The sequence below is a fragment of the Mycobacterium sp. NPDC050551 genome (assembly GCF_040674075.1).
Lineage (GTDB): Bacteria > Actinomycetota > Actinomycetes > Mycobacteriales > Mycobacteriaceae > Mycobacterium.
Window position 1 is genome coordinate 825,307 of sequence record NZ_JBFARC010000002.1, and the last position, 18,061, is coordinate 843,367.

The 18,061-nt window shown below is 67.8% G+C and carries 21 protein-coding genes and 1 tRNA gene; 12 read left to right on the top strand and 10 right to left on the bottom strand.

Annotated features, from left to right (window positions below; all coding sequences use genetic code 11):
• Nucleotides 1-59 precede the first annotated feature (59 nt).
• Nucleotides 60-464, top strand: a complete 405-nt coding sequence (locus AB0K11_RS10770; RefSeq protein ID WP_364975703.1) for an HIT family protein — start codon at nt 60-62, stop codon at nt 462-464.
• A 4-nt stretch (nt 465-468) separates the two neighbouring features.
• On the opposite strand, the gene AB0K11_RS10775 is transcribed toward AB0K11_RS10770, so the two are convergent.
• Together AB0K11_RS10775 and AB0K11_RS10780 are read right to left on the bottom strand one after the other, a co-directional pair.
• The gene (locus AB0K11_RS10775) at nt 469-1,914 is read right to left on the bottom strand and encodes a HAMP domain-containing sensor histidine kinase (RefSeq protein ID WP_364975706.1); all 1,446 of its coding nucleotides are present in this window, start codon (nt 1,912-1,914) and stop codon (nt 469-471) included.
• Entirely contained in the window at nt 1,914-2,633 is a 720-nt protein-coding gene (locus tag AB0K11_RS10780) for a response regulator transcription factor (RefSeq protein ID WP_269892861.1), read from the bottom strand. The genes AB0K11_RS10775 and AB0K11_RS10780 overlap by 1 nt, the downstream gene beginning before the upstream one ends.
• A gap of 94 nt (nt 2,634-2,727) precedes the next feature.
• Here AB0K11_RS10780 and AB0K11_RS10785 point away from each other — a divergent pair, with 94 nt between their 5' ends.
• Nucleotides 2,728-3,468 carry a hypothetical protein gene (locus AB0K11_RS10785; protein WP_364975708.1) on the top strand — a complete coding sequence of 247 codons (741 nt, stop codon included), beginning with the start codon at nt 2,728-2,730 and terminating at the stop codon, nt 3,466-3,468.
• A gap of 3 nt (nt 3,469-3,471) precedes the next feature.
• Here the strand turns inward: AB0K11_RS10785 and AB0K11_RS10790 are convergent, their stop codons facing one another.
• Nucleotides 3,472-3,795 carry a hypothetical protein gene (locus tag AB0K11_RS10790; RefSeq protein ID WP_364975709.1) on the bottom strand — a complete coding sequence of 108 codons (324 nt, stop codon included), beginning with the start codon at nt 3,793-3,795 and terminating at the stop codon, nt 3,472-3,474.
• A gap of 46 nt (nt 3,796-3,841) precedes the next feature.
• Between AB0K11_RS10790 and AB0K11_RS10795 the strand changes: the two genes are divergently transcribed.
• Nucleotides 3,842-3,916: transfer RNA gene (locus AB0K11_RS10795), tRNA-Thr, on the top strand.
• Between the two features lie 41 nt (nt 3,917-3,957).
• Nucleotides 3,958-4,362, top strand: a complete 405-nt coding sequence (locus AB0K11_RS10800) for an HNH endonuclease (protein WP_364975711.1) — start codon at nt 3,958-3,960, stop codon at nt 4,360-4,362.
• Here AB0K11_RS10800 and AB0K11_RS10805 read toward each other — a convergent pair.
• Complete coding sequence (locus AB0K11_RS10805; protein WP_364975713.1) at nt 4,356-4,991, bottom strand: TetR/AcrR family transcriptional regulator; 636 nt, start codon at nt 4,989-4,991, stop codon at nt 4,356-4,358. The two genes, AB0K11_RS10800 and AB0K11_RS10805, sit on opposite strands and share 7 nt — an antisense overlap.
• 53 nt (nt 4,992-5,044) lie before the next feature.
• Between AB0K11_RS10805 and AB0K11_RS10810 the strand changes: the two genes are divergently transcribed.
• On the top strand, nt 5,045-6,442 hold the full coding sequence (locus tag AB0K11_RS10810) for a cytochrome P450 (RefSeq protein WP_364975717.1): 1,398 nt from the start codon (nt 5,045-5,047) through the stop codon (nt 6,440-6,442).
• Between the two features lie 8 nt (nt 6,443-6,450).
• Here the strand turns inward: AB0K11_RS10810 and AB0K11_RS10815 are convergent, their stop codons facing one another.
• The 3 genes from AB0K11_RS10815 to AB0K11_RS10825 are packed head-to-tail and all read right to left on the bottom strand — an operon-like array spanning nt 6,451 to nt 9,374.
• The gene (locus AB0K11_RS10815; RefSeq protein ID WP_364975719.1) at nt 6,451-7,464 is read right to left on the bottom strand and encodes a hypothetical protein; all 1,014 of its coding nucleotides are present in this window, start codon (nt 7,462-7,464) and stop codon (nt 6,451-6,453) included.
• Nucleotides 7,461-8,792 carry a peroxidase gene (locus tag AB0K11_RS10820; RefSeq protein ID WP_364975721.1) on the bottom strand — a complete coding sequence of 444 codons (1,332 nt, stop codon included), beginning with the start codon at nt 8,790-8,792 and terminating at the stop codon, nt 7,461-7,463. The genes AB0K11_RS10815 and AB0K11_RS10820 overlap by 4 nt, the downstream gene beginning before the upstream one ends.
• 21 nt (nt 8,793-8,813) lie before the next feature.
• The gene (locus AB0K11_RS10825; protein ID WP_364975724.1) at nt 8,814-9,374 is read right to left on the bottom strand and encodes a hypothetical protein; all 561 of its coding nucleotides are present in this window, start codon (nt 9,372-9,374) and stop codon (nt 8,814-8,816) included.
• Nucleotides 9,375-9,728: 354 nt separating this feature from the next.
• Between AB0K11_RS10825 and AB0K11_RS10830 the strand changes: the two genes are divergently transcribed.
• From AB0K11_RS10830 to AB0K11_RS10850, 5 genes are all read left to right on the top strand, one after another.
• Nucleotides 9,729-10,058: a hypothetical protein gene (locus AB0K11_RS10830; protein WP_364975728.1), complete on the top strand. Its 330-nt coding sequence runs from the start codon at nt 9,729-9,731 to the stop codon at nt 10,056-10,058.
• A 113-nt stretch (nt 10,059-10,171) separates the two neighbouring features.
• Complete coding sequence (locus AB0K11_RS10835; protein ID WP_364975730.1) at nt 10,172-10,477, top strand: heme-binding protein; 306 nt, start codon at nt 10,172-10,174, stop codon at nt 10,475-10,477.
• 275 nt (nt 10,478-10,752) lie between these two features.
• Nucleotides 10,753-11,064, top strand: coding sequence for a hypothetical protein (locus AB0K11_RS10840; RefSeq protein WP_364975732.1), 312 nt, complete (start codon nt 10,753-10,755; stop codon nt 11,062-11,064).
• A 47-nt stretch (nt 11,065-11,111) separates the two neighbouring features.
• Nucleotides 11,112-11,489, top strand: coding sequence for a heme-binding protein (locus tag AB0K11_RS10845; RefSeq protein WP_364975734.1), 378 nt, complete (start codon nt 11,112-11,114; stop codon nt 11,487-11,489).
• Nucleotides 11,490-11,571: 82 nt separating this feature from the next.
• On the top strand, nt 11,572-13,524 hold the full coding sequence (locus AB0K11_RS10850; RefSeq protein ID WP_364975736.1) for a serine/threonine-protein kinase: 1,953 nt from the start codon (nt 11,572-11,574) through the stop codon (nt 13,522-13,524).
• An 11-nt stretch (nt 13,525-13,535) separates the two neighbouring features.
• Here AB0K11_RS10850 and AB0K11_RS10855 read toward each other — a convergent pair whose 3' ends face one another.
• Nucleotides 13,536-13,691 carry a hypothetical protein gene (locus tag AB0K11_RS10855; RefSeq protein ID WP_364975738.1) on the bottom strand — a complete coding sequence of 52 codons (156 nt, stop codon included), beginning with the start codon at nt 13,689-13,691 and terminating at the stop codon, nt 13,536-13,538.
• A gap of 2 nt (nt 13,692-13,693) precedes the next feature.
• Complete coding sequence (locus tag AB0K11_RS10860; RefSeq protein WP_364976753.1) at nt 13,694-14,347, bottom strand: cutinase family protein; 654 nt, start codon at nt 14,345-14,347, stop codon at nt 13,694-13,696.
• 191 nt (nt 14,348-14,538) lie between these two features.
• Here AB0K11_RS10860 and AB0K11_RS10865 point away from each other — a divergent pair, with 191 nt between their 5' ends.
• Together AB0K11_RS10865 and AB0K11_RS10870 are read left to right on the top strand one after the other, a co-directional pair.
• Nucleotides 14,539-15,534, top strand: coding sequence for a TIGR03885 family FMN-dependent LLM class oxidoreductase (locus AB0K11_RS10865; RefSeq protein WP_364975741.1), 996 nt, complete (start codon nt 14,539-14,541; stop codon nt 15,532-15,534).
• The gene (locus AB0K11_RS10870) at nt 15,531-17,210 is read left to right on the top strand and encodes an alpha-amylase family protein (RefSeq protein WP_364975743.1); all 1,680 of its coding nucleotides are present in this window, start codon (nt 15,531-15,533) and stop codon (nt 17,208-17,210) included. Before AB0K11_RS10865 ends, AB0K11_RS10870 begins: the two co-directional genes overlap by 4 nt.
• Here the strand turns inward: AB0K11_RS10870 and AB0K11_RS10875 are convergent.
• Entirely contained in the window at nt 17,207-18,061 is an 855-nt protein-coding gene (locus AB0K11_RS10875) for an EamA family transporter (RefSeq protein WP_364975746.1), read from the bottom strand. The two genes, AB0K11_RS10870 and AB0K11_RS10875, sit on opposite strands and share 4 nt — an antisense overlap.

Consider the following 18,061-nt stretch of genomic DNA (forward strand, 5'->3'; position numbering starts at 1 on the left):
GCGTTTCGCGTCAACAACCGTAGCCTCGGCGGCGTGAGCGATCTGGCATGCTCGTTGCCATGGCGACCGTCTTCACCAAGATCATCAACGGAGAACTGCCTGGCCGATTCGTCTACGAGGACGACGACACCGTCGCCTTCCTCACGATTCAGCCGATGACGCCGGGCCACACCCTGGTGGTGCCACGCGCCGAGATCGACCAGTGGCAGGGCATCGAACCCGCGGTCTTCGGTCGCGTGATGGAGGTCGCGCAGCTGATCGGCAAGGCCGTCATCAAGGCGTTCCCCGCCGAGCGGGCCGGGCTGATCATCGCCGGCCTCGAAGTGCCACACCTGCACGTGCACGTCTTCCCCGCGCGGGATCTCGCGGACTTCGGCTTCGCGAACGTCGACAACAACCCCTCACCGGAGTCGCTCGACGACGCCCAGCGCAGGATCAAGGCAGCGCTCGCCGAACTCACCTGAGGCGTCAGACCCGCGAGGAGTCGTCCGCCGAACTCGCCGCCACCGGCGTCTCCGCGATCCGCGGGAGCTGCACCCGGAACCGGCAGCCTTCACCGGGCGCGGTGGTGACGGTGACCGTCCCGCCGTGCGCGAACACCAGCGAGTCGACGATCGAGAGCCCCAGGCCCGTGCCGCCGCTGGCCCGGGCCCGCGACGAATCGGTCCGGTAGAACCGTTCGAACACCCGTTGCGCATCCTCCGGGCTCATGCCGGGGCCTTCGTCGCAGACCTCGAGCACCGCATCGTCGCCGTCGGTGCCGATCCGCAGCGCGATGCCTGCGGTCTCCGGGGTGTGCTGCAGCGCGTTCGCGACGAGGTTGCCGAGCACCTGACGCAGCCGGGCCTCGTCGCCGAGGACTTCGGGCGTGCCCGGACCGTCGAACACGTCCAGGGTGATCGAGCGTTTCGGCGCGATCGACCGCGCGTCGTGCACCGCGTCGGTGGCCATCGCCAGCAGGTCCACCCGGCGCCGCTCGAGCGGACGTTGCGCGTCGAGGCGCGCGAGCAGCAGCAGATCCTCGACGAGCAGACCCATCCGCCGCGACTCGCTCTCGATGCGACTCATCAGCATCTCCACGTCGCGCGCCGCGCCCTGCCGGTACAGCTCGGCGAACCCGCGGATCGTGGTCAACGGGGTGCGCAGTTCGTGGCTGGCATCGGTGATGAAGCGGCGCATCCGCTCCTCCGAGGTGCGCGCGGCCTCGGCCGACGACTCCGACGACGCCACGGCGCGCTGGATCTGGGCGAGCATGCCGTTGAGCGCCAGCGAGAGTCGGCCCACCTCGGTGCGCGGGTCGCGCTGTGGGACACGGCGATCGAGCTGGCCCGCGGCGATGGCGGCCGCCGTCTCCTCCACCTCGGTCAGTGGCCGCAGGCTGCGGTGCACCACCGCATAACCCAGCACACCGAGCACCAGGAGCACCGCCGCGCCAATCCCGGCCTGCGACCAGACCAGCGCGCGGACGGTCGACTGCACTTCGGACAGGTCGACGGCCACCGTGGTGACCGTCCCCTCGGGCCCGCGCACGGTCATCGCGCGCCAGGTCACGTTCGAGTGGTCGACCGAGTGGACGGTCACGGGTTCGGGTCCGACGTCGTTGTCGTCGGGCAGCACCGGTTCGGCGTCGCGGTCGTTGACCGCCATCCACATCCGGCCGTCGGGGTCGATGCCGCGGACGTAGAAGTTCGACGGCGGCCGGGCTGGGTTCGGCCCCTCCATCGGCATCGACGACGACCGGGCGGGCGCCTGCGCCCAGCCGCGTGACGCTTCCAGCAGCGTCTGGTCGACCCGGTTCTCCAGGCTGTGCCGCATGATCGTGGTGACGGCGATGCCCGAGGCCAGCAGGCCGCAGGCCACCAACACCAGGGTGGCGGCCACCAGCCCCACCCGCAGCGGCACGCCCTGGCGCACTATCGCGGTTCGCGCAGGACGTACCCCACGCCGCGCAGCGTGTGCAGCAACCGCTTGTCGCCGGTGTCGATCTTGCGTCGCAGGTAGGACACGTAGGACTCGACGACATTGACGTCGCCGCCGAAGTCGTAGCGCCAGACGTGGTCGAGGATCTTCGGCTTCGACAGCACGGTGCCCGCGTTGATGATGAAGTACCGCAGCAGGGTGAACTCGGTCGGCGACAGCGACACCGGTTCGCCGGCCTTCCACACCTCGTGGGTGTCCTCGTCAAGTTCGATGTCGGCGAAGGTCAGCCGTGCGCTGCGCGGCTCCTCGACGCCGTGGCCGATGCGCCGCAGGATCACCCGCAGGCGGGCCACCACCTCTTCGAGGCTGAACGGCTTGGTGACGTAGTCGTCGCCGCCGAGCGTCAACCCCGCGATCTTGTCTTGCAGCGAGTCGCGCGCGGTCAGGAACAGCGCGGGCGCGTCGATGCCGTCGGCCCGCAGCCTGCGCAGCAGGCCGAAGCCGTCCATGCCCGGCATCATCACGTCGAGGATCACCGCGTCGGGATGGACCTCGCGGGCCTTGTCCAGCGCCGCCGCGCCGTTGGACGCGGTGTGCACCTCGAAGCCCTGGAACTTCAGACTCACCGAGAGCAGTTCCACGATGTTGGCCTCGTCGTCGACGACGAGGACCCGCGCTTCCGGAACGGACTCGGTCATTGCAGGCATCGCCATGGTTGTCACAGTCCTCCCTCCGCCTATCGTCATCCTGCGGGTCAGCTGTGGACTTCCTGTGAATCGACGCTTGCGCTGTTCATACACTGGGCAGATGAACCTGGGCAAGAACCTGGTCGACCTCGCGACCGCGCCGGCACGGGCGGGACTCGCCGTCGCCGAGGCATCGTTGGGGGCCGCCGCAGGCGCGGTGGGGCTGGCGCAGCGCACCCTGGGCGAAGCCGGCGCGCAGACCAGGTCCGCGCCCAACTCGATGGCGCACCTGCTGGGCATCGACGAGGCCGTGCAACGTGCCAACCGGCTGGCAAAGCTGATGGACGACGACCAGCCGCTCGGGCGGGCGCTGACACCGGGCGGGCCGATCGACCGCCTGCTGCAACCCGGCGGCGTCGTGGACAAGCTGACGATGCCCGGCGGGGTGCTGGACCGGCTGACCAAGGAGGACGGCGGCCTGATGCGGGCCATCGAGCCCGGCGGGCTGGTCGATCAGCTGCTCGACGAGAACGGCATCGTCGATCGGCTGCTGGCGGAGGATGGCCTGGCCGACCGGCTGCTGGCCGAGGGCGGCCTGGTCGAGAGGCTGACCGCCCGCAACGGCCCGCTCGAGCAGTTGGCGGCCGTCGCGGACACCCTGAACCGGTTGGCGCCAGGGCTGGAGGCGCTGGAACCCACGATCGAGGCGCTGCGCGACGCGGTGATCACGCTCAGTCAGGTGGTCAACCCGCTGAGCAACATCGCCGACCGCATCCCGTTCCCGGGCAGGCGGCCGCGGAACCGGCCCTCGTCCACACCCACGGTGGTGCGCTCGCAGCGCATCGTCGAGGCCGACGAGTAGGCCTCAGCCCTCGGCTTCGAGATCCTTCACCGCGGCGCTGATCGCGTCGGCGTCCGGCGGCTGACCGTCCCATTTCTGCAGCAGCAACACGGTCGCGCCGCGCAGCATGCGGACGTAGTCGTCGACGTCGTCGGAGCTCTTGTACGACTTGATGCGACCGGCCACTTCAGGCGCGAGGGGCTCGAGCGAGGTGGCGATGGACGTCGCGAGGCTGCCCTCGGTCCCCGCACTCTGGTCGAGCAGGGTCAGCAGCCGCTCGACCTTGTCCCGCGGCAGCGCGGGATACACGTGCGGGAAGTCGGCCAGTAGATCGTCCTTGACAGTCACGGGCAGCGGGTTCCCCGCGGGCGCAACCCGGTAAACTCTGCCCGTCGCCTCCTTAGCTCAGTGGTAGAGCGTTCGCCTTGTAAGCGGAATGTCATCGGTTCAATCCCGATAGGAGGCTCCACGATCCGGATGTTGTCGGAGCTAGGTCGTAACGTCCGATGTGTGAGACAGTGTCGCGGCTGTGGTTCACCGCTCTCGAAGCGCAGTCAGAAGATCTACTGCAGCAACGCGTGCCAAGCGACGGTTCGGCGCGACACCGGTACGCGACGCTGGCTCGAATCCGGCGAGGCGTGGCCAGGGAGCAGCCGCGGCCACTACATCCGGACCTACATCGCCGCCGCCCAGTCGGGTTGCTGTGCGATCTGTGGCGGCGCCGCTGTGTGGCTCGATCTGCCCCTGGCCTTCGTGTTGGACCACATCGACGGCGACCCGACCAACAACCGGCGGGAGAACCTCCGGCTGATCTGCCCGAACTGCGACTCGCAGCTACCCACCTTCAAGAACCGCAACCGCGGCAAGGGGCGCCACTACCGCAGACAGCGGTACGCCGACGGCCAGTCCTACTGAGGCGTGTCCCCGTCGATCGGCTGCAGCATCGGCAGCAACGCGAGACGGACGAAGGCCCGCACCGAGCTCGCGTCGTCGAGATCGATCACGCCGACGGGTGTGAGCACCAGTGACATCGCCAGCCGCGCGATGACCTCCGCCTTGGCTTCCACGTCGCCGCCCCGGGCGCGGCCGGCGCGAACCTCGGCGTCGAGACGGTGGGCGATCAGGAGCCGGTAGAGCGCGAGCGCGGGCCCTCCGTCGACGGTGACCAACGGCAGAACGTAATCCGGTTCGCTGTGCAGCAGCCGCCCGAACAGTGGATGTCCGCTGGTGAACTCCATGACGAACGAGAACCCGTGCACCAACCGGTCCTCCAGCGTTCCGCCGCCGTCCCAGGCACGGTCCAATTCCTCCATGCCACGGCGGATCTCGCGAGCAACCACGAACTCGACCAGTCGCTCCTTGTTGGTGAACCGGCGGAACACCGTGACCCGCGAGACACCGGCGCGCTTCGCCACGTCGTCGATCGTGGACCGACGGATGCCGTATTGCGCGAACTGATCGAGCGCGGCGGCGGCGATGCGGTCGACCGTCGCGTCCGCGCCCGGCTCCGGCACTACTTGCAGAATGTCCGCCATTGACAGCATGGCTACTATGATACGCAATTCATAACTTAGTATCAATGGAGGGATGCGACCCCATGAGTCGGACCACGCTCGATGTACCCCGATTACGCCGGCCCGCGGTGCTCAATGCCGCGGAATACTGGCTGGCCCCCGCGCGATTCGCCGATCGCTGCGAAACCCTCGGCGACCGGTTCCAGGTTCCGATGCCGGGCACCGGACCCTGGCTCTGCCTCACCCATCCCGACGATGTCAAGCGTGTGTTCACCGCCGACACCGACGTCCTGCGCTTCGGCGAGGCCCTGGCGAAGTCGTCGCCCCATCCCCTGGTGCTCGGGCCGAGCGGATTGACGAACGTCGACGGCGCGGAGCACCGACGCCTGCGCCGGGTGCAGAACCCGCCGTTTCACGGGCAGTCTCTGACGATTCACGAGGCGACGGTGCGCGCCAAGACCGAGCAGGCACTGGCCCGCTGGCCCTACGGCGCTGCGACCCCGGCGCTACCGGCCATGCAGTCGATCACCCTCGAGGTGATCATGGCGGCAGTCTTCGGAATCACCGACCCCGCACGCCTGCAGCGCCTGCGCACAGCGATCGAAGCGCTGCTGCGGGAGGGCAATTCGCGGCGATTCCTCGTGCAGACCATGATCGCCTCGTCCCGCCCGAATGGTTGGGACGGCCCGTTCCCCCGGATGCGCCGGGCGATCGCCGCGGTCGACGTGGTCGTGCGGGAGGAGATCGACGCCCGTCGCGGATCCGGTGACCTCGACCGTGACGACGTCCTGGGCGTGCTGCTGCGGACCCCCGACGAGCACGGGTCGCTCCTGACCGACGCCGAACTCTGCGACACGATGCGCACACTGCTGCTCGGCGGTCACGACACCACGGCGACGACGCTCGCCTGGGCCCTCGAACGGATGGCCCGGCATCCGGAGGTGCTCGCACGCGCCGACGCGGCCGCGCGTGATGAGGACGACGAGTACCTCGATGCGGTGGTGAAGGAGACGATGCGGCTGCGCCCGGTGTTCCCGATCACCGGACGCCTTGCCGCCGAGGACTTCGAACTGCCCGGCCTGACGGTTCCGAAGGGCACAATGGTGATTCCGTACATCACGCTCGTCAACCGCCGGCCCGACCTGTACGACGACCCGCATGCCTTCCGCCCCGAGCGGTTCCTCGACGCGGCGGTACCCACCTACTCGTGGATCTCGTTCGGTGGCGGACGCAGGCGGTGCCTCGGAGCAGCATTCGCCGCCATGGAGTCGCGCATCGTGCTGGCCACGGTGCTGCGCACCGCACGCATCGAACCCACCGCCGAACGGTCAGAACGCATCGGCAGGAGCACCGTCACGATCGTCCCCGCCCGCGGCGCCCGGATCGTCCTGGACCGCAGACGGGCGTCGGCCGGCGGTACGAGTACCGCACGCAGGCGAAACGCCCCATTCCACACGGGCTGTCCGGCGTCGGACCGATAGCCGTCGGCTCACCCCATGGTCGCGAGGTTGTGCCAGAGGTTCCGCAGACTGTCGGTTCCGCCGAACAACGTCGTGAAATGCGTGGAGTCGATCAGGACGATGTCGCCCGCGCGCCCACCGTCCGGCGGCATCCAGATCAACGCGTTGAACTCGGTGTGCCCGGCGGCGGTGAACGGGTGCGGCCGGTTCGGGTCGACGCGCTGACGTCCCAGCACCCGGAGCAGGTCGCTTTCCGGCGCCGTCAGCTCGTAGTGCGGGAGGTGCGGGTGGAAGTTGAACGTCGTGACGTTGTCGAGCAGCCGAGGCGTGTCCAGGTCGCGGAGACCGGTGAGCGGCGCGATGTCCTTCGTTCCTTCGACGACCGCGGGCCGTAACCCCCAGACGTTGTGCACCGGCACGTCGAGCGCGGCCATCAGCGAGCGGGTGTACTGGCTGAAGCGTTGCTGGCGCGGGACGAGCCGGTCGCCGTGATGTTGGTACTCGACCTGCCGCTGGTCGTAGTCGTCGGTGAATCCCACGTCGTGGTGCGGCGCCAGCAGCAGGCAGGTGCCCTCGCGCTGTAACCATTCGGTGATCGCGGCGATCTCCTCCGGTGCGGCCTCCTGCTGGCCGAGCAGGTGGTCGAGCCCGAACACCATCAGCGTGTCCGTGTCGGCCAGGATCCGCTCGTCGATCGGCTGCCGATAACCGGCCTGGTCGATGCGCTGGAACACCGCGACCGGGTGACCCGTTGCTTCTTCCGCGATCTTCTGGAACGCCAGCGACGAGCGGTGGAAGAGCTCCAGGGTGCCCGCGATTCCCTGCAGGAAGTTCGCGGCGTCGTACTCCGGCGTCTCGTAGGCCGGCCACAACACGTTGCGCACCTCGGTGATGGTGGAGAAGCGATTCTCGATCAGGGCGGGGTCGCGTTGCGCCTCCCACGGATAGCTCCACGTCCAGTAGATGCTGATGCGACGTCCGCCGGAATGCGGCCGGGCCACGTGGTTCTGGTTGTAGGTGCGGGCGGACGGTGACGAGGTCATGCGGGTTCCGCTCCGCCCGAGGTCGCGAGGTGACGCATCGCGTTGATGCCCGGCAGGAAGAAGTAGGCGCCGCCGGTGAGTGTGGTGAACGCGGGCAGACCCTTGTGCACCTTACGGATCGGCCGCCTGGGCACCGTGAAATCCAGTGTGCCGTCCTGTGTTCCGCAGATCGGGTCGTGTTCGTTGCCGAGTTCGTGGAACGCGCGGTCGTTGATCCATACGTTCTGCGCGAACTCGAACTGCCGGACCAGATCGGCACAGATGATGAACGCGGCGATACCGCGGTCCACCCCGTCGTCGGGAGCACCGTCGGGGAGTGCCGGACCGTAGGTGGCGCCGCGGCGGATCATCCTGCGGCGGTTCATGTTGTGCGCGGTGTCACGCGGATTGAGGCGGCGGGCATGTGATCCGAGCGGACAGGCGTACCCGTGCGGATCCATCGTCTTGTAGTCGTAGTCGTTGTTGCGCATCGGGTCGGCGCCCAGTTCCGGGTCGTCACGGTCTGGGGCCAGCACCAACGGTGCTCCGCTGCGCCAGCGGCCCATGAACTTGGCGGCCAGCAATTCCTGCTCCTCCGCCGTCTCGGCGTTGTCGCTCAGATAGGAGCGGAACAGGCCGACATGTTCCTGCAGTCTGCGGTATGCCGCATACGTTCCGTTGCGGGACAACACGTCCGGCTGCGGGAGATTGGCGGTCGGTCCCCATTCATCGGGATACCCGAGCAGGAATTCACCGGCCTTGAGCGCAGCGCCCGAGCCGGGCGTCGGCTCCTCCCCGGAGCCCTCGATCACCGGCTGCGACAACCGGTCCCGAAACCCGAAGTGGTCGTGCGCGTAGTTGAACGGCGGTGTGGCATTCAGGTCGAGACGGGACAGCACGCGCACCCCGTCGCATCGGGCCACCAACTCGTCGTGTGCGCCGGTGGCCCGCGCGTGCTCGGCGTCGTCGCGCGCGAACAGGATGGCGATGGCGTGCAGGTCGTCACCGGCCAGGCCGCCCTCCCACTTGTCCGGATGGTTCTCGCCGGTGTCCCCGAGGATGTCGGCTCGCGCGGCCATACCCTGCCGGAACGCCTCCGGAAAGCTGTCGAGCGACTCCTGCGAAACCCCGAGTGCGCGTAGTCCATTCCAGGTAAAGCCGAGCGTGACCCACCGCTTCGTCTCGTCCATCGTCTCCCGCACCGACGCCGCGGACTCGACGACGTCGGTCAGCTCGGTGAGCCATGCGCGCGCGCCCGCCGGGTTGTCGAATGTCAGGAACTCGTAGCGCCCGGTCATCGACGGGGTTCGGGTCAGCAGTATGTGCTGGATGTCGTCGAGCTCAAGCATGGGTGCTCACCTCGACGGCTCTCACTGCATCTGGTCGAGCATGGTCGAGAAGGCCGCTTTCAGTCGAAGTGCCTTCTTGATCTCGTCGGCCGTCACGTACGGATATTCGCCGTACTCCAAAAAGCTGGGGTAATGGTGCTCACGCACGAACTGCATGAAGGCGGCGGGGTTCTCCTTCCAATCCTCTGGGAAGCCTTCGAGATTCGTGAACACCGTGGTGATGCCCGTCGCGCTGAACAGCGCGACGGCGTCCTCGGTGTACTTGTCGAAGTCGGTGTCGAAGATGCCCTGATACTGGAAGTGCAGACCCGACCCGATGTCGAACAGCACCCACCGCAGATAGTGCAGCCGCAGCGGCGCCAGCACCTCCGGGCTGCCCGCGATGGCCTCTTCGATCTGCTTGCCGTATGCCCGTACCGCTTCCTCTCGCCCCTCCTTCACCTTCGCGATGATGGAGAAGCCGTAGCAGGCCGGCGTGCGGGGGAAGACCGGTCCGTAGCGGCCGCGCTCCAATTCGAAATAGCCCTCTTCGGGAATGGCCATCGCCGCCGGAGTGGTCCAGTCACGGTCAGTCGTCGGCATGGCAGCCCCCTTCGTCGCTGTTTCTTGAAACCTACTCGCGCGCCGTTTCTGGCCGCACCATTTCCGCCAAACGCCGCAACGATGCATCCACTTCACGAAATCCACATCGCGCACGCGGCTTCCTGGAGCCGGGTTGACATGTCACGATGGAAGTGGCGCTCGCACTCTATTGCTAGTACTACGAAGATGTTTGCTCACGCGTCAATAACAGGTTGATTCCTCGGTGACCGCTACTGCGCCTGCGCCCATTTGCAGCCAGTGAATTGCCGAATTTCGGGCTCGACAATGGCTCGGCGTTCTATGCTCCGCCTGTGCGGGCGCCTGCGCCCGCCTAACTGAAGAAGGGGAGCTGTCATGCGATCACAGCGGCGCTACCTGACGTGGGGGGTGGCCGTTGCGGCCGTACCCATGGCCGTCATCGTGTCGGCGCCGCCGGCGGAGGCGGACTGCACCTACTCGGGTGGGACGACGATCTGTGCCCAGGGAGACGTCCGCGGCGCCAACGGCGTGCCCAGAGCAGCCACCCCGGTGGTGCCCTACCCGTGCGAGAACGACTGGTACTGCAACACCGACTGGGATCTCGATGTCGCATGGGATCCCGGCATCGACCGTCCGGACGGCCCGAACCGTCCGAATCGCCCGAACCGCCCTGGCGGTGGGGGCGGCGGCGGAAGAGGACGTTGAGCAAATTCATGACCGGCCGACCCATCGATCGAGGAGAAACGATGTTGCCTGCAGCACGCCGAGGACGCCGAACAGCAATGAAAGTGGCCGGTTTCGGCGCCCTGGCATGCGCCATGGCGATCGCCACCGGATCCGCAGGCGCACAACCGCCGCCGCCCGCTCCGATCCCACCGCCGTGCACCGCCGCGGAACTGGCCCGGGTCATGTCCGGGGTCACGTTCGAGACGTCGAACTACCTCACCCTCAACCCGCCCGTCAACGACTTCTTCACCAGCCTCAAAGGCCAGCCGAAGAACGAGATCGGCGATAAAGTCCAGGTCTATCTCGACGCCAATCCGAACGTGCGGCAGGAACTTCAACGCATCCGGCAACCATCGGTCGACTTCCGCCAGCGCTGCGGGGTACCTGCCACGCCATAGCGGCCGGTGGTCAGAAGCGGGCTCGTTGCGCCATTGGCAAGATGGTTTGTGCGGGAATCAATCGAAAGATGATGTCGAATACCGACGAGCGGTCGCTACCGGGAACAACCGTGCTTTCTTGCGCATCCGATTCTGTAAGAGCAACATTTGAGCCCATCAGCAGTACGCATTCGGCGCATCAAAATTTGCGATTTGTTTCTTTGAATTCGACTCGGCGTCTTATGCTCCGGCTACGCGAGCGCTTCGCCCGCATTGCCGACAAGGGGGGAGCTGTCATGCGATCACAGCGGCGCTACCTGGCTTGGGGGCTGGTCGCCGCGGCCGTCCCCATGTCCGTCATCGTCACGGCGCCACCGGCAGTGGCGCAATGTACCTCCACATGGGGGACGTCGGTCTGCGCCCAGGGCGGCGACAGTGGGCCGAGGGTGCTCACTCCGGTGGTCCCGTACCCGTGTGACTACGACTGGTACTGCGACACCGACTCCGATGTCGACATCGCCTGGAACCCGGACCCTCCGGACCGTCCGGATCGCCCCATTGATCCTGGCCGCCCGGGCCGCCCGAACCGCCCCGGCGGTGGTGGATGACGATGAGCCCCGACGTGACCGGCCAACCCACAGATCAAGGAGACACGATGTTGCCTGCAACCCGCCCAGGACGCCGCACAGCGATGGGACTCGCCGGTTTCGGCGCGCTGGCTTGCGCCATGGCGATCGCCACCGGATCCGCCGGCGCACAACCGCCGCCGCCCGCTCCGATCCCACCGCCGTGCACCGCCGCGGAACTGGCCCGGGTCATGTCGGGGGTCACGTTCGAGACGTCGAACTACCTCAGCCTCAACCCGCCCGTCAACGACTTCTTCACCAGCCTCAAAGGCCAGCCGAAGAACGAGATCGGCGAGAAGGTCCAGGTCTATCTCGACGCCAATCCGAACGTGCGGCAGGAACTTCAGCGCATCCGGCAACCATCGGTCGACTTCCGCCAGCGCTGCGGGGCGCCAGTCACCCCCTGACCGTCGAGGGTCAGCGTCGCGCAAAAGCGCAGGCTGCGGACACGGCAGCCGCTAGTATCTGGGTGACCTGAACGAGGTTGCCATGACTGATCCGACTGCCGACTACCCGGGCGAGCTGACCCGCACTCGAGCCACGCCGTTCACCGGCGAAGCGACACAAGCCGGAACGGCGACCTTCGGATCGACGTCCGCCCTCGGCCCGTGCACCCACTTCACCGAGATCGAGGTCGGCCAGCGGCTGGACGACTTCGATCTGCTCATCGAACTCGGCAGCGGCGCCTTCGCGCGCGTCTTCCTGGCCCGGCAGATGTCTCTGCAACGACTGGTGGCGGTCAAGATCTCCGAGAACCTCGGCCACGAACCACAGACCCTCGCCCAGCTCGATCACGACTACATCGTCCGGGTCTTCGACCAGAGAATTCTCCGCGACCGGGACTGGCGGCTGCTGTACATGCAGTACCTGCCCGGCGGGACGCTGCTCGATCTCGTCGAAGCGGTGCACCGCACGGACCGGCCCCCTGACTCCGGTCAAGCGCTGATCGACGCGGTGGACAGCGCACTGGAGTCGCGCGGCGAGATCCGGCCCGCCGAATCGGTCACCCGCGCCGAGCTCGCGGACCTCACCTGGCCCGAGACCGTCGCGTGGCTGGGTAAACGCCTGGCCGAAGCGGTGCACTATGCGACGTCGCGAGGCGTCCTGCACCGCGACATCAAGCTGGCGAACGTGCTGCTCGCTCCCGACTGCACCCCGAAACTCGCGGATTTCAACATCAGCTTCGCCCGCAATGTCTCCGGCGCAAGCCCGTTCGACTATTTCGGCGGCTCACTGTCCTACATGTCACCCGAGCAGCTCATGGCCTGCCGGCCCGGTCACACGCACGGTGCGGCGGACCTCGACACCCGCAGCGACACGTACTCGCTCGCCGTCGTGCTGTGGGAACTGCTGACCGGCCGGAAACCGTTCGACGACTCTGCGGCGCAAGCCGCTCGGGCGGACTCGGGCGGCTCAGTCAGCGACACCACCGCGCTCGAGCTGATGCTGACCGCCCGGGCGCACGGGGTTTCGTCCGCGGCGATCGCCGCGCTGCCCGCGGATTGCCCTGCCGCGCTGTGTCGAGTTCTGCTGAAGGCACTCAGCAGCGATCGCGATGAGCGCTGGGCCTCGGGTGCCGAATTCGCCGAGCAACTGCAGCTGTGCCTCGATCCGCATGCCCGCGATCTGGTCGATCCGCCCGCGCGGAGTTGGCGGCTGCGGTTGCGGCCGTTCTTCCTGCCGATCGCCACGCTGGCCATCCTGATCCCCAACGTGCTGGCCAGCGCGTACAACATCGGACACAACCAGCTGCTCATCGTCAGCCAGCTCTCCGAGCATGCCCAGGCGCGATTCATGCTGGTCACCACACTGGTCAACCTGGTGTTCTTCCCGCTCGGCGGCGCGGTGCTGATCTATTGGTTCCGTTACGTCATCCTGGTTCCGCGGCGCCTGCGAAGCGGTCCGGCACCGCCCGCCGAAGACGTGGCCCGGGCCCGCCATGACTGCCTCGTCGCAGGTGACCGGGTGGTGTTCGTGGTGTTCGGTTTGTGGTTGCTGTCCGCGCTCACCTTTCCGTTCACCATGCAGTTCGCCGCGGGCGGAATTCCCGGCAGGTCGGCGATCCACTTCTTCGGGTCGATCACGGTGTGCGGCGCCATCGCGATCGCGTATCCGTTCTTCCTGGTCACCTTCTACGTGGTGCGCAGCGTCTATCCCGAACTGGTGGCACACGGACAGACCGACCAGCGGGAGGCCGAACAGCTACGCGCGCTGAGTCGTCGACTTCCCCGCTACCTGGCAGTCGCCGCGTCGGTGCCCCTGCTCGGGGTCGTGGCCGTGAGCTTTCTGACCGCCACCGAGATCGCCGCGGTCATCCTGCCGATCAGGGTGCTGTGCATCGGGGGCATCGCCGGCTTCGTCCTCGTCTACTGGCTGTCGCGGCAGATCGAAGCCGACATCCAAGCGCTCGAGCGGGTGATCTCTCACCGCGCGCCCCACTGACTCCCCGTGAATCAGTTCTCGTCGGCGATCTGGTGGCGGCTCTCATGCCCGCCGGGAGCGTCCGGATCCTCACCCTGATGATCGAACAGCTCCTGCTGTTCACGCTGCTCGTCGGTGACCTCGGTGGCGTCCTTCGGCCGGGCCGACGGGTCGTCGGGCTGGGTCATCCTCAGAGCCGGCCGACGGCGAATGTCGCGGCCTGCGCAGTCATTCCGTTCACGCCGTAGAGCGCGTGGGCGAACGACGGCTGGCCACCGGGCGTGCCGTCGCAGATGGTGTCGCCCTGGGCGCACAACTGGGTGGTCTTCGGTGCGTACAGGGGACCGATCGCGATGGGCGGTGCGCCATAGGTGCGCAGGAACGGCTCCGACGGCGTGCCGAACAGCGTCACCGCCGCGACGTGCTCGGCGATCTCCGGCGCCAGCGGCTGCGGGATGTAGGACGCGTACGCCGGCGGGACGTCAGCGGGAATCGAGGCCGACGTGGTGTAGCCGGCGACCGCCGCGCCCTGAGAGAAGCCGCCGAGCACGATGCGGGTGTCCGGGCAGTTGGCTGCGGTCGCCTGGATGTGGCTGCCCGCGTCCCTGATGCCGTCGACGACCGTGCGCGCGAATTCCACTCCGCCGGAGAAGTTGTTGCTGGCGGGGTAGTTGACGGCGTAGACGTTGACAGTCCTCGGCGCCGCCTGGTTGCGCAGCGCATCGACGAACGACTGGCCGACACCTCCCACGCCCGGTGCCTCACCGGTGCCCCGGGCGAACACCACCTCCACGTCGGCACACGGCTGCGCCGTTGCCGCCGGGGCCGGCGCCCCCACCAGCATCGCGGCCACGAAGGCCACCGCGGCCACCATTGCCGCGGCACGGCCCGCCATGTCTCTGCGCTTCATCGCACACTCCTCTTTCCACCGATCAGGAAGTCACGTCATACCCCGAACTTTGCTGACGCAATCCGTGAACCCACGGCCGTCACAACTGCTGACAGCGACCTCCCAGAAACGGGTATGCCCCGGCCATGACGGTCATCGGCTTCCACTGCTCCCACGAGCAGATCGACCCAGCCCAACTCCTGCGCGACGTCCAGCACGCCGAACAGGCCGGCTTCACCGCGGGCATGTCCTCGGACCACTTGAGCCCATGGAGCGAGCGGCAGGGCGAGTCCGGGTTCGCTTGGGCCTTCCTCGGCGCCGCGCTCGCCACGACGAATCTGCCGTTCGGCGTGGTCAACGCGCCGGGGCAGCGGTACCACCCGGCGATCATCGCCCAGGGCATCGCCACGCTGGCGCAGATGTTCCCGGGCCGGTTCTGGGCGGCGCTCGGCTCCGGCGAGGCGTCCAACGAACGAGTCACCGGTGACGTGTGGCCCCGGAAAGAGGTGCGCGATCAGCGCCTCGTCGAATGCGTCGACGTCATCCGGCGGCTGCTGCGCGGCGAGGAGGTCAGCCACGACGGCCTGGTGCACGTCAACCGCGCCCGGCTGTGGACGCTGCCCGACGCCGTCCCCGATCTCGTCGGCCCGGCCGTCACACCCGAGACCGCCGCCCGCCACGCCGCCTGGGCCGACGCCCTGATCACCGTCAATCAGGATCGCGACACCCTGCGGCGGGTGCTCGACGCGTATCGCGGCGCAGGCGGCCGGGGCCCCGCCCGGCTGCAGATCCACCTCAGCTGGGCGCCCGACGAGGACACCGCAGAGGCGATCGCCCACGACCAGTGGCGCAGCAACGTGTTCCCACCACCGGTCTGCTGGGACACCGAGTCCGTCGAGGCGTTCGACGCGATCGGCCAGGACGTCACCGTCGACCAGGTGAGGAAGTCGGTGAACATCTCGAGCGACCTCGGCCGGCACGCCGAGTGGCTGCACGGATACCTCGAGCAGGGCTGGGACGAGCTGTACCTGCACTTCGTCGGCCAGCAGCAGACACCGTTCATCGACGCGTTCGGCGAGCACGTGCTGACGCAGCTCTCCCCGACCGCACCCGCACCGGCCGCCGAAGCGGCCAACGCATGAGGCGGGCCGACACCGGCGACCTCTGGTACAAGAACGCCGTCTTCTACTGCGCCGACATCGAGACCTTCTACGACTGGAACGGCGACGGCTGCGGCGACATCCGCGGGATGACCGAACGCGTCGAGTACCTCGCCGACCTCGGCGTCACCTGCCTGTGGTTGATGCCCTTCTATCCCACCGCCCGTAAGGACGACGGGTACGACATCATCGACTTTCTGAGCGTCGACCCCCGTCTCGGCAACCTCGGTGACTTCGTCGAACTCGTCCGCACCGCCAAGGCGCACGGCATCCGGGTCATCATCGACTTCGTCATGAACCACACCTCCGACGCGCACCCCTGGTTCAAGTCGGCCCGCCGCAGTAAGGACGACTCGTATCGCGACTACTTCGTCTGGAGCGCTACCGAACCCCCCTCGAGCGCGGCCGACGTCGTCTTCCCCGACCAGGAGGACAGCCTCTGGGAGCTCGACCCCAAGACCGGCGAGTGGTACCTGCACCACTTCTACAAGCACCAACCCGACCTGAACATCGAGAATCCCAAGGTGCAGGAGGAGATCTCACGCACGCTGGGGTTCTGGCTGCAATTGGGCGTCTCGGGATTCCGCGTCGACGCCGTGCCGTTCCTGTTCGCCAAGGACGGCGTACCCGGCCGGCCGGACACCTTCGATCCGATGGAATACCTCTGCGATGTACGCAATTTCGTCAATCGCCGCGTCGGTGACGCGGTGCTGCTGGGCGAGGTCAACGTGCCGTACAAAGATCAGAAGACGTTCTTCGGCGGTTCCGACGGCGACGGCCTCAACATGCAGTTCGACTTCATCGGGATGCAGCACATCTTCCTGTCGCTGGCCCGCGGTGACGCCCGCCCGATCGCCAAAGCCCTGCGGCAACGGCCGAAGCTCGACATCACCAGTCAGTGGGCGAATTTCGTGCGCAACCACGACGAACTCACCCTCGACAAGCTCAGCGACGAGGAACGCCAGGAGGTCTTCGACGCGTTCGGACCCGACGAGGACATGCAGCTCTACGGCCGGGGCCTGCGCCGCCGACTGCCCGCCATGCTCGGTGGCGACCAGCGGCGAATGAGGATGGCATACTCCCTTGCGTTCTCGCTGCCTGGCACACCGGTGCTGTTCTACGGCGAGGAAATCGGCATGGCCGAGAACCTCGAGGTACCAGGACGGTTCGCGGTCCGCACCCCGATGCAGTGGACCGGCGGCCCCAACGGCGGGTTCTCCCGCGCCGGCAAACGCCGCCTACCGCGTGCGCTTCCCGACGGGATGTACGGTCCCGATCGCATCAACGCCGCCGATCAACGCCATGACCACGAGTCGTTCTGGTGGTTCATGCGCAACCTGATCTACACCTATCGGCAGCAGCCGGAGATCGGCTGGTCCACCCCGGAGGTGCTCAAGCAGCCCCACCCGGGGGTGCTGGCACACATCTGCCGGGAGGCCGAGTCGGACTGGTTGATGCTGGCGCTGCACAACTTCGGCGCAGACAGCTGCATGGTGCCGGTGCAACTCGAGGACGAGGGAGGCTGCCTCCTGGTGGATCTGCTGCACGGCCTGACCGAGCATCGGCTCGACAGCAAGGGCCGCATCGAGATCGGCTTGGAGCCCTACGGTTACCGGTGGTTGCGGCTGCGCCGACCCGACGACGACCCGATCATCTAGGCGGGCGGCCCGGCAACCGCCGGCCGCGCTCCCACCACCAGCGCCGCGATCACCAGAGCGATACCGGCGATCTCCGCTGCGGTCGGAACCTGCAGCAGCACAACGGCTCCGACCACCGCCGCCGTAGTGGGCAGCAGCGCCAGCAGAAGGGCGAACCGCGCGCGGCCCACCCGGGCCAGCACCAGTTGATCCAGCGCGTACGGGATGGCCGTGGACAGCACCCCGATGCCGGCGCCGAGCAGCCAGGTCCGCGCGTCGAGGAAGACCGTCGCGTCAACCCGGGCTTGGCCGGCGACGATCACCGGCGCGATCGCCACCGCGGCGATCGCCATGCCGACCGCGAGGGAGTCGAGGCCCTGCCCGGCGTCGGCGACGATCTTGCCCGTGACGATGTAACCGGCCCACATCGCGGCCGACGCCAGTGCGAAGGCGACACCGAGCCAGGAGGCCTCGAACTGCACGCCGGCGAGCAGGATCACCCCGGCACACACCAGAACGACCGCGAGGACGTCGCGCCGATGACGAAACCCGAGTGCCGCCACCACGACCGGGCCGAGGAACTCGATCGCCACCGCGGTGCCGAGCGGGATCCGCGCGATCGCCTCGTAGATGGCGATGTTCATGCCCGCGGTGACCAGGCCGAAGCACCCGGCCGCGACCACGGCGCGCCGGGTCCACGGCAGCCGCCACGGACGGCGCCACGCGCAGAGCAGCGCCGCAGCGGTCGCCAACCGCAGCCACGCCACCGTCGACGGTTCGGCGGTGTCGAACAGGAACACGCCGATCGCCGCGCCCACGTACTGCGACGCCGCACCGAGAACGAACAGCAGTGGCACCAGGCGGTTGGGCAT